The 10,824-nt window shown below is 59.6% G+C and carries 14 protein-coding genes; 2 read left to right on the forward strand and 12 right to left on the reverse strand.

What is annotated here, in order from left to right:
* Positions 1-30: 30 nt before the first annotated feature.
* From EV686_RS14080 to EV686_RS14090, 3 genes are all read right to left on the reverse strand, one after another.
* Complete coding sequence (locus tag EV686_RS14080) at positions 31-843, reverse strand: SDR family NAD(P)-dependent oxidoreductase (RefSeq protein WP_132477585.1); 813 nt, start codon at positions 841-843, stop codon at positions 31-33.
* A 61-nt stretch (positions 844-904) separates the two neighbouring features.
* Positions 905-1,915, reverse strand: coding sequence for a Bug family tripartite tricarboxylate transporter substrate binding protein (locus EV686_RS14085; protein ID WP_132477586.1), 1,011 nt, complete (start codon positions 1,913-1,915; stop codon positions 905-907).
* Between the two features lie 92 nt (positions 1,916-2,007).
* Positions 2,008-2,946: a LysR family transcriptional regulator gene (locus EV686_RS14090; RefSeq protein ID WP_132477587.1), complete on the reverse strand. Its 939-nt coding sequence runs from the start codon at positions 2,944-2,946 to the stop codon at positions 2,008-2,010.
* Positions 2,947-3,131: 185 nt separating this feature from the next.
* Between EV686_RS14090 and EV686_RS14095 the strand changes: the two genes are divergently transcribed.
* Positions 3,132-4,577 carry an FAD-dependent oxidoreductase gene (locus EV686_RS14095; protein ID WP_132477588.1) on the forward strand — a complete coding sequence of 482 codons (1,446 nt, stop codon included), beginning with the start codon at positions 3,132-3,134 and terminating at the stop codon, positions 4,575-4,577.
* Positions 4,578-4,636: 59 nt separating this feature from the next.
* On the opposite strand, the gene EV686_RS14100 is transcribed toward EV686_RS14095, so the two are convergent.
* From EV686_RS14100 to EV686_RS14130, 8 genes are all read right to left on the reverse strand, one after another.
* The gene (locus tag EV686_RS14100; protein WP_132477589.1) at positions 4,637-5,158 is read right to left on the reverse strand and encodes a peroxiredoxin; all 522 of its coding nucleotides are present in this window, start codon (positions 5,156-5,158) and stop codon (positions 4,637-4,639) included.
* Positions 5,159-5,186: 28 nt separating this feature from the next.
* Positions 5,187-5,558 (reverse strand): hypothetical protein, encoded by a 372-nt coding sequence (locus EV686_RS14105; protein ID WP_132477590.1) that lies wholly within the window; start codon positions 5,556-5,558, stop codon positions 5,187-5,189.
* 87 nt (positions 5,559-5,645) lie between these two features.
* Entirely contained in the window at positions 5,646-5,780 is a 135-nt protein-coding gene (locus EV686_RS18995; RefSeq protein ID WP_279389471.1) for a hypothetical protein, read from the reverse strand.
* 446 nt (positions 5,781-6,226) lie between these two features.
* Positions 6,227-7,132, reverse strand: a complete 906-nt coding sequence (locus EV686_RS14110; RefSeq protein ID WP_132477591.1) for a hypothetical protein — start codon at positions 7,130-7,132, stop codon at positions 6,227-6,229.
* Positions 7,133-7,472: 340 nt separating this feature from the next.
* The gene (locus EV686_RS14115) at positions 7,473-7,880 is read right to left on the reverse strand and encodes a hypothetical protein (RefSeq protein ID WP_132477592.1); all 408 of its coding nucleotides are present in this window, start codon (positions 7,878-7,880) and stop codon (positions 7,473-7,475) included.
* Positions 7,880-8,407, reverse strand: coding sequence for a hypothetical protein (locus tag EV686_RS14120; RefSeq protein ID WP_132477593.1), 528 nt, complete (start codon positions 8,405-8,407; stop codon positions 7,880-7,882). Before EV686_RS14120 ends, EV686_RS14115 begins: the two co-directional genes overlap by 1 nt.
* Entirely contained in the window at positions 8,404-8,661 is a 258-nt protein-coding gene (locus EV686_RS14125) for a phage holin family protein (RefSeq protein WP_132477594.1), read from the reverse strand. Before EV686_RS14125 ends, EV686_RS14120 begins: the two co-directional genes overlap by 4 nt.
* Before the next feature lies 1 nt (position 8,662).
* Positions 8,663-9,013: a putative holin gene (locus tag EV686_RS14130; RefSeq protein ID WP_132477595.1), complete on the reverse strand. Its 351-nt coding sequence runs from the start codon at positions 9,011-9,013 to the stop codon at positions 8,663-8,665.
* A gap of 10 nt (positions 9,014-9,023) precedes the next feature.
* Between EV686_RS14130 and EV686_RS14135 the strand changes: the two genes are divergently transcribed.
* Positions 9,024-10,088: a tyrosine-type recombinase/integrase gene (locus EV686_RS14135; protein WP_243650895.1), complete on the forward strand. Its 1,065-nt coding sequence runs from the start codon at positions 9,024-9,026 to the stop codon at positions 10,086-10,088.
* Here the strand turns inward: EV686_RS14135 and EV686_RS14140 are convergent, their stop codons facing one another.
* The gene (locus EV686_RS14140; RefSeq protein ID WP_132477596.1) at positions 10,089-10,682 is read right to left on the reverse strand and encodes a hypothetical protein; all 594 of its coding nucleotides are present in this window, start codon (positions 10,680-10,682) and stop codon (positions 10,089-10,091) included.
* Between the last annotated feature and the right edge of the window lie 142 nt (positions 10,683-10,824).

The following is a 10,824-nucleotide window of genomic DNA, read 5'->3' on the forward strand; positions in this document are numbered from 1 at the left end:
ATTGCAATAAGAGAGTTGATCAATGCCGGCTCAGGCGGCCCTGGACTTCTGAACACTGGCGATATCCACGTCCGCAATCATGGAAGCCGAGGAAAAACCGCCGTCCACCGGCAGAATGACACCCGACAGAAAGCGGGCCGCCGGCGACGCCAGGAACAGGGCCGCATTGGCGACATCCCGCTCTTCCCCCAGGACGCCCAGAGGCGTTCTGCGGCGGCGTTCCTCCCAGCCCTCGCTGTCCAGCGTGCGTCGCGACATTTCATTGGGGATGGCGCTGGGCGCGATGGAGTTGACCCGCACCCCGCTGGGCCCGAGCTCTGCCGCGAGCGAGCGGGTAATGGCATCGACGCCGCCCTTGAGCGCGGCATAGCCGCTGCTGTAGGCCACGCCCCCCAGCCCCACGACGGACGAAATATTCAGGATCAGGCCGTGCCGCGCGGAGCGCATGGCGGGAGCCACGGCACGGCTCATCAGCAGAGGCCCCTTCAGGCCCACGGCCAGCATCCGGTCCACGATGTCGGGCTGTATGTCGTCGATCGGTCCATAGCGGGCAAAGATGGCGCTGTTGACCAGCACCGACACCGTGCCGAAAGCGTCGATGGCCTCCTGCGCGGCCCTTCGCGCGCTATCGAGGCTGCTGACATCGAGATCCAGCGCCAGCGCCCTGCCGCCCCCGGCGCGGATCTCCCGGGCCACCCGCTCCGCCGCATCGACATCGATGTCGCCTATCGCCACTGCCGCGCCATGACGCGCATACAGCAAGGATATCGCCCTTCCCAGCCCCTGACCGCCCCCGGTTACCAGGGCGACTTCCTTATCAAGATCCATACTAGTGCGACTCATGTGACTCTGCTGCTCAACGTGAAGATTGAAATGGCGTAGTCCTGGCGGATCGATGCCTGCATCAATCCAGGTGGATGTTGGCCTCCCTGATGACCGGCCCCCAGCGTTTGCCTTCGTTCACGATGAAGGCCTGGAATTCGGCGGGATTCATGACCGGATGCATATCGACGCCGAGCTCGCGCAATGCTTTGGGCAGCGGCTCGCCCTGGAGCAGCTTCGCGACGGCGGCATTCAGGACATCGATGACATCTTCCGGCGTGCCTGCCGGCGCGACCAGGCCGAACCAGTTGGCCACGTCCACGTTGTAGCCCTGCTCTTTCAAGGTCGGCACATCCGGCAGCAGCCAGGCGCGCTCGGCCGTCGTGGTGGCCAGTACTTTCACGCGTCCGTCCTTGCTGAAGGATTCGGCGCGCGCCGCCGGCAGCACCATGAAGTCCACCTGATCACCCATCAGCGCCGTCACCGCGGGCGCTTCGCCCTGGAAGGGAATGTGCAGGATGTCGACTTTGGCCTGTTTCTTCACCATTTCCATGATGATCTGCGAAGAGCTGCCGATCCCCCAGCTCGCATTGGTCAGCTTTCCTGGAGATTTCTGCGCCAGCTCGACCGCTTCCTTCATGGTGGAGGCCGGAATGCCAGAGCGCACCGTCACGGTGAACGGATTGATCGCAAAAGGCGCCACCGCCACGAAATCCTTGATTGGGTCATATGGCAGCTTCGAGTAAATATAGGGATTGATGGCATGCGTCTCGGCGGTCGCCAGGAACAGCGTATAGCCATCGGGGGCCGACTTTGCAACGTAATCCGCGCCGATCAGCCCGTTGGCGCCAGGACGGTTTTCCACGACGACAGGCACGGACATGCTCTCGCTCAGCTGCTTGGCCAGGATGCGTCCGGCGGCATCCGTGACGCCGCCTGCCGGCCAGGGGATGACCATCTTGATCGGCTTATTGCCCGGATAGGCCTGGGCGCCCGCCGTGGCCGGGAAGCCGCTCAGCCCCATCATGACGCCGGCCAGCAGGCCGCCGAACGCTTTCTTGAAATACCGATGCTGCCAGCTTGATGTCCTCATCGCATGTCTCCAGATTCTGATGGTTTTATGGATATGCGAGGATTCTGCTCTTGCGGAATCCGGCGATCAAGGCCGAGAAGATCAAGACACTCTTACGTTTTTCGTACGAATGGCGCAGGTGGGGATATCGGATCGGCGGCATAGTCCTGGCCGAACTCGCGATCCAGGAAGTCGATGAAGCGGCGCACCTTGAGCGACAGGTGGCGCCGGCTGGGATAGACGATCCAGAGATAAGGATCGACGGAGTGCAGCTCCGGCAGGACGCGCACCAGGCGGCCCGACGCGAGTTCTTCCTCGAGCGTGAACAATGGACCCAGCATGATGCCTCCGCCGGCGATTGCCACCATGCGCAGCGTATTGGTGTCGTTGGCGCGCACATCGCCGCACACTTCCACCGAATACTGGCTGCCGTTGCCGTCCTTCAGCTTCCACTCGACCTGCTCGGCCGCATGGGCGTAGACAAGGCAGTTGTGATCGGCCAGGTCCGCATGCGTCCGGGGCTCGCCCTCGCGCCGCAGATACTCGGGAGATGCGCAAAGAATGCGCTCCAGATACCGCAAGGGTTTGGCGACGACGGAGTTGCTTGTAGGCCGTTCGATCTGCAGGGCGATATCGTAGCCCTCCTCGATCAGGTCGACGCAGCGCTCCGTCACATTGACCTGGACGTTCAGGAACGGGTGCTGCCGCAGGAAGGACGAAAGCACAGGGGCGATCTTGCGCACCCAGAACTGCGTGGTGGAACTGATGCGCAGCGTCCCCCGGGGCTGATTGTTCTCGGCCTGGATCAACTGGGTCAGCTCATCGATCTCGTCCAGCGAGCGGGTCAGGCGTTCGAGGCACAACATGCCGCTTTCGGTCAGCCTGAGCTTGCGGGTCGTGCGCTGGAACAGGCGGCAGCCCAGGGCTTCCTCCAGGTCGCTGACGTGGCGGGAGATGGTTGCGCTGGATGTCGCCAGGCGTTCGGCCGCCTTGGCCAGGCTTCCGGTCTCCGCGACGCACACGAAGCTCCTTGCGGCTTGAAAGAGGTTCATTGTTGCATTTTCCGTAAGATTGACTTGTAGCTTATCAGCTTTCCCCTTCCCCCCTCGCTCACTAGAATTTTCCCTGGATCGCACTGCCGCATGGGCGGCAGCGCACAGGCCGGGACAATGCACAAGAACGATACCGCGTCCCGGCGGATGAAGCACACCATGCTCACACCGCAGAGGAGGAAATCATGAGTGAAGCATTCGAATTCGATGTCGTCGTCGTTGGCCATGGCATTGCAGGTTTGTGCGCGGCCGTTTCCGCCATGGAAAGAGGAAAGAAGGTCGCCGTGCTGGAGCGAGCGCCCGAGGATGACAGCGGCGGCTGCACACGCTACACCGAAGCCTATCTGCGCCTGAAATCGGAGGACGAGCTATCCGATGATTTCGAAGAGATCCTGGCGCAATGCGGCGTATCCAGCGCCTCTCCGAACATCGTCCAGGCCATGGCTCAGGCGCCTGAACAGTGGTCGGGCGTCGTGCGCAGCAGCGCGGTGACCGATCCCGACTTCATCGCGACATTCGCACGGGAAACCATACCCACCATCCAGTGGCTGAAAGACAAGGGCATACGCTTCATCGCCACGCATTTGCCTCATATCACGTTGCGTGACCATACGCCGATGATAGTGCCCAGCGGAGGCGGCCTGGCCATGCAGGAAGCATTGCTGGCCAGCGCGGTCAAGGGCGGAGTATCGTTCTTCTACGAGACGGCCGCGCGCGGCCTGATGCAGGACGCGCAAGGGAAAATCACGGGCGTCGAGGCCGTGAGCAGGAACAATCGCCCGATGCAATTCCATGCAGGATCCGTTGTCCTGGCCTGCGGCGGCTTCGAAGGCAATCCCGAAATGCTGGCACGCTATATGGGCCAGGGCGCCACCAATATCCGCCCGGTCGCGCCGGGATGCCATTTCAACCTGGGAGATGGCATCGAGATGGCGAAAGCCGCCGGCGCGGCGCTCAGCGGTGACTACAACACCTATCACGCCACCCCGATCGACGAGCGCTCCGGGCGCCCCGAGGCCAAGATGCTGGTGTTTCCATACGGCATCGTGGTGAACCGCCAAGGCTACCGGTTCATCGACGAGGCTCCCGGCGCGAGCTATGAAACGTTCGATCGGTTCTGCCATGCGGTACAGGCCCAGGAAGACGGCGTGGGCTATGCCGTCTACGACGCGAAGATGGGCGACATCCCGAATTACGAGCGCGCGATCTTCAGCGACAAGCCGCCGATTACGGCAGGTACGCTGGAAGGACTGGCGCGGGAACTGGGCATTCCGGAACAGAATTTCCTCGAAACCGTGGAGCAATACAATGCGGCCTGCCAGCCGGGCGACTTCCATGCCGAGTATCCCGATGGCTTGCGGACGCATGGACTGACGCCGCGCAAGTCGAACTGGGCCCGTCCCATCGACACCGGCCCGTTCCACGCCTATCCTCTAATTTCTTCGAGCATCATCACGCTGGGGGGCATCAAGACCGACGCAAGTGCGCGCGTGCTCAACACCGAGGGCGATCCCATCCCCAATCTGTACGCGGCAGGGGCGGTGGTCGGCATGTTCTATCGCAAGTATGCCGCCGCGACATCGGTACTGCGCGGCGCCGTCTTCGGAAGAATTGCTGGCGCGCAGGTGTAAGCGGGAAGCCGTGCTGCGACGGTGCAGCCCGCGGCGGATGGCCGGCCCGGGCTCCCGCTCTACCGGCGCGCCACCCCCAGCTTGCCCAGGTTCTCCACCATGTCCTCCGCCGATGTCGGCGGATTGATGTCGGTGTCTATTTTGAGAATGCGGCCATCCTTGCCGATATAGAACGTCCGGCGCTTCGCAAGCCCGCTCAGGCCAAGCACGCCATAGGCCTTGGCCACGGACTTGTCCTCATCGCTTAGCAGGGGAAAGTCGGCGCCGGTTTCCTCGGCAAAGCCTTTGTTCTTGACCAGCGGGTCGACGCTGGCCATGAAATAGGTCACGTCGTACTGGCGGATGAGTTCCCCGTTCTCGGCCAGCGACTTGCATTCGATGGTGCAGCCCGAGGTGTAGGCCTTGGGAAACCAGGCCAGCACCACGGCCTGCTTGCCCCGGTAGTCCGACAGGCGATGCGTCTTTCCGTCCGATCCGGGCAGGCTGAAATCGGGCGCCATGTCGCCCGCCTCCAGCGCGCCGGCGGACCAGGGAAACGCAAGCAGCATGCAGGGGAAAATACGTTTGAATCGCTTCAGCATGGTGAATCTCCTGTCAGGATATGCCGGACTAACTGCAACCGCCCCCGCAGCAGCCGGTTGCGGCAGCGCCTTGCCGCCATTTCACATACGCATCCTTGGCCCGCTCCACGATGAGCGGAACCGTCGGCTTGCCCTCGGCATCCACCCTGACCACCACGATGCCGCACTGGCAGCCTTCGACGTTGTCGGGATCGGACCAGAACTCCCGCATCTGGGCCGCCGTGAACAGCTTTCCATGCCGTTCCGCGTGGCTTCTCCTGGTCGTGGGAGACAAGGCCGACAGATGCATATAAAGGCAATCGAGGCCATATTGCGCCGCCGCTTGTTCAGAATCTTCGAGCTTTCGCATACGCGCGACATGCCGCTCTTCCGATGCGGCAGCCTCCGAATCTTTGCTCATCGATGATCACCTTTCTTTGGATTGGACAACCTGATGGCTTTTGCGTTCAGTACCATCATAAACGTTCGTAGCATACTATTTGGCGTATTACTCGATTTCGCGAATCCAGTTGATCTGGTCATCTTCCTCGGGCGGACGCCAGTCGCTTCCGTATGCGAGATAGATGCGTAGCCGACGGTCGGACTGCATGCCGCCCCGGGCAAGGCTGAAAATCACCGTCAACACCCGGTCACCTGCCCGATAGCCGTTGCCGACCTCCGTGCCAGCGGCAAGGATGGAAAGGCTCTCACGCCGAGCCTATGGGTTCAGGAATTTTGGGAATTACCGCATGAGGGTCTTGGCCCTCAGTGCGGCTGGAATGGTGTCATTAACCGAGTGTAATGAATGTCCGTTCCCCGATAATGGGCTAGAGCCAAAGAAAATGGCTTAGCCAGAGGCTAAGCCATTGATATATCTGGTGCCGGCTAACGGATTCGAACTGTTGACCTTCGCATTACAAGTGCTGGCGTCTGAAAATAGATGAAAATTAAAGCGCAGTCATATCAACGACTTGCAGTGATAGCCTACCATCAATCGGCTGCGCTTTCTCGCCTTTTTGCATCAATTTTCAGGCATGCAAGTCAAGATTTGGTCAGTCGATGCCATAGCCATTCTTGATGCGCATCGATCTAATCATAGATATGCCTCACAAAAATTGATTTCGGAACCATCTTACCGGATCTTCCGTCTTGCCTTCTAACAAGAGCAACATCTGCAGTTACCTGCTTACTAGCGCGGCCAAAAAGTTGTACTGGACTCAAGGCTGGATCCAACTCGATCGGAAGTCGCTCCGTCTCCCCTTGAATTGCGCCGGCCCAACCCGAGGATACTTGATCCATGTCCCCGGCCCTGATCAGCAGCGTGGCCTTTTCGTATTCAACAACATCCGAAATTGGCTCTATGTTGACCACCTCTGGTGTTTCCGCAATCGCTAAAGGAGTGATAGAAAGCTCGCTCATATCATCAAGAACAATAGATGCCTGATTGTCCTGTCTTGCTGGCTTCACAAACTTTACAGCCGCTTTGGCAAAATCCTTCTTATCCAGAATCGAAGATTCGATTAGGGAGCGGAACCCATCTGGGGACATCCCAACCTCACCAGCGCCAATGTTGATGATCACATTATGGTTGGCGGTGATGTTGGGCGCAGGCTCTTGCAAAGCCTTACTTGCAAATAGCAATCCTGTACCAATAAACCCAGCGATGAGTATTGTTATCAAGGAACCTTTCAACATGGGCTTTCCGTCCAATGTCTTTCGTATTTTGTCCAGAAAAGAATCCAGCTCCTCCTCAGACTTAAAGAATAGCTTAATGAGGATTTTTTCTTTCAGACTTCCAGATTCAATCCGCTCTACATATATGTGAGAGTCTGCAATCGAGATTTCTGTTACGCGCTCGATTGCACGAGGCAAACTCCGGAGCATTCGCTCAATACCTTGCAGAGCCTCTATAACATCTGCGATGGGAACAGGCTCTTTCGTACTGTAATAAAACTCGTGCTCAGCCGTGTAGACAAACTTGGGCAATTCCGACATGAGATTTTTCATTTTGGAAGTTATGTTGCATAACTTTACCATTTAGAGAAATATCTAGCGAACCCATGATAGTAATCATCCTACTGACACGCCGCCACAGCAGCCTCTAGGCGTCGTTCATATACCTCACGCTGCCCCAGCTCGACGACAGCCGCTCTGGCCCACTCATAGTCGCCAGCATCAGCCGGCAGAACATCCAGCGCCCATACCGGCCGCATGATTTCTGCCGTCCTGCACGGCACTGACACCGGCACTTCGACGCGCTCGGTCCTGACGACGATCTGCGGTTGCGTAGCACAACCAGCAAGGACTAGGACGACCGCAGCGCATAAGATCCTGATCATCGCCCTCTCCCCCGCATGTATTCGCGCCGCAGGTCGCTAATAGCAGCGCAAGCCCCGCCTGGTGCTGGCGGGCGATCTCGCCAGTATGCGAGCTCGGACTCCAGCCCGACAATTTCCTGCTCAGCCTGTGCCTGCGCATCTTGCGCGGCTTTTGCCCTATCGTCGGCCTCCCTGCGCAGCTCCACGACCGCCTTGCGCGCGTCGGCAACGTCGCGCTCGGCTTGCTGGTTGGCGCTGGCCAGGGCATCGATCCGTATCTGTGCTGTCCGCAGGTCGGCATCTCTAACCTCCAGGCGCAGGTCCATCACATACCAGATTGCCAACGCCCCGGCCACCACGCCGCCGGCCAGAGTCAGTGCGTATCCCCGCCATCCCGTGAGCGCCTTGATCACACGCTCGCTCATCACGATACCTCCCGCAGCGCCTGACCGTAGTAGCCAGCCCATTTCCGGCGCAGCCCAGCCCGCTGCGCTGGCGTACCGCGAGTCCATGCGCCAGGCCGCCACGTGCGCAGGTACATCTGCCACGCGCCCTCGACATCACCCAGCGCCGGCAGACGACCGGCGTCCGTCCACATCAGCAGCCTGGCGAACGCAGCCGCCAGCACATCGTCATCGGCCAACGCCGGCCAGACTGCTGCCGCGACCGGCTCCACACCTCGGATCGCGCACACTCTGTGCGCATGCTCACGGCTGGCCGGATGTGTCAGCGCCCCGCGCACGCCGCCGCCACGCTCGAACTGCCACAGCCCGCGGGCGGGCCCTCGCACCTCCGGACGGCGCACATCAATGACCTGCCACCGATGACGGAAATCCGCCTCCTGGCCGCAGATAGCCAGCATGATGCAAACGGCCGCAGCGGAGTCCATGCGGTCCGGCAACAATGTCATGGCGGGATCAATAGCGCCGATAACGACATCCCGGATGCTCATGACGACCTCCCGAGCAGGCAGGCCACATTTCCACGAGAACGCCAGGCCAGGGCAGCCAACCCCATTGCCACGACCGCCTCAGACCAGTGAGCCGGTTGATTATCCACGGCCACCAGGACAGCCCTTGAGAACGCGCCGGTCATCAAAAAATACGCACCCAGCGAAACCCAGAACCGATATCGAGCGCCATTGCGTCGGTAGCAGATCAGCCTGCCTGCCACGAACAACCACGACAGAACCAGAATGAGTTCCATATCAGCCTCCCCTGCGAATGCGTGAGATCAGGTCTGCCAGATCAAGCGTCCTGACTCGATCTATCACCATGACAGTCGCCGTGACGATCAGCGCAGAGACAATGAACGAGCCAGCCGTGACGCTGCGAAACGGCAGAAACTCCGTGATGTCTGGCCCGAGCAGATACCCCAGCAAGAGCGACAGCGCCATGTACGCGAATTTGCGCCACATCACGGAATCCGTGCTGCTGAGCGCAAACACCGCTGCCCCCGCGAATGCGCCGATTAGCGCGTCCCCGTTGATAATCGGCAGTGCAGAAAGCACCCCCACTATTGCAGCAGTCACCGCTGCATCCGTTGCCTGCGTCTGCATCTCATCTCCTATGACAGGCGTAAAAAAAACCCGCCGCAGCGGGAGTGTTAAAAGGGTCGGTTTTGAAAAACAGAAAGGACCGAATGAAATGAATAACCGCCGCCATCGCAGACTCCAACGCACATGCCCGACCCTGGCCGAAGCTCTGGAGCGCTACCTGACAGAGGTATCAACAAAGAAAAAGTCCGGATATCAAGAGCAATCGATCGCTCGCGCCTGGAAGTCGACGAACCTAATCAACCGCAATATTTCCAGAATCACCCCTCACGACCTGAAGCGGTTGCGCGATGAGTGGCTGAAAGATCGCAAGCCGGCAACCGTGAATCGCCGGCTCGCCCTGATCTCGCACCTCTACACCATTGCACGCAAAGAGTGGGGTATCCACTGGCTGGCCAACCCCGTCGAGCTGGTGTCCAGGCCAACGGTCTCCGATGCCCGAGACAGGCGCATATACACACAGATCCGTCTCTATGGAGTTCCGGCCCACGAATGCCCGCGTGACGAGCTCGAATGGATTAAGCGGAACACCAAATCGGAATCGTTGCCCACCATCATCACCATCGCGGCCCAAACCTGTATGCGGCTATCCGAAATCGTCCTGCTAAAGCGGGAGGACGTGGACCTGACCCACGGCGTCATCACGCTGCACGAGACAAAAAACGGGAGAACCCGCTATGTCCCCATGACGCCTTTCGCAAAGCACGCCCTGAGGCAATGGCTGGCCGGAAAACCATTGAGAGGACGGATATTCGACATCCAGCCAGGATCTGCATCGCGCGCATTCGCTCGCGCCAGAGATCGAGCCAAACGCGCCTATATCGCCCTCTGCCGCAAATACGGCCGCCGACCCATCACCGCTTACTTCACAGACTTGCGTTTCCATGACCTACGCCACGAGTCGACGAGCGTCATGGCCGATATATTTGGCATGCACCACCTATCCAAGGTCAACGGCAACGTGGACACTAAAACCCTTCTGCGTTACTACAACCCAAGAGGCAGAGATCTGGTCAAGATATTGATGAGCAGCCAGCTCGCGAAGTGGCAAATACAGCAACTGCGCATGGCCGCCTGATCAGGCCAGCGCCTGAGGCTGCATCGCGGCCACGATATCGGCTTTGCGTTCCGGCGTCAGCAGTTCGACGTCTACCAGCGCCTGGAGACCGCCCTCGGTACGCGGGTCCTCGTAAGTGATAAAGGTCGCTGCAATCAGCCGGTCATACCAAAGCTTGACCGCAGCATTGCCCATCGTCGCCTGCACGACGGCGAGCTGCTCAGCCTCGGTAAACAGGTCCAGCATCTCAAGCGCGGAGAACTGAGGGTAAACAGGAGGCGCGGGCTCCGGCTCGGGCGCCGGCGGAGCTGTGTCTGTCAGCCACGCAGGAATCGGGCCCAGACCATCATAGGACTGCCCGTTATGATCGCTGCCCATTTCATACGCCGATCCATCGCTGGTATAGAACGTATCTTTCCGGTGATCCTCGACAATCTCCCAGTTACCCGTGCCAGCGTTGCCGTACTCGATGTCATCACGCGGGACAGACGAGACCCATCGGGCCACGTGACCATCCGGAACACCCGGAGGACCGCCAGAAACATCACCAAACCCCTTGACATCGTAAGGACTTTGACCAGCATAGAGACCAAGATCATTCGTCTGAGAAAACATAATTACTCCTGCCCATCACGGGGCTATTTAGGGTTAAGTGAAATTCGCACTGCAAATGCAAGACAGCTCGGATCAGCCCAGAAAGATGCCATGGAGAGAATCTATGGCCAGGTCGGCGGCGTACTGAGATCAAATGCGGCAA

This window comes from Paracandidimonas soli, assembly GCF_004342005.1.
GTDB classification, from domain to species: Bacteria; Pseudomonadota; Gammaproteobacteria; order Burkholderiales; family Burkholderiaceae_B; genus Paracandidimonas; species Paracandidimonas soli.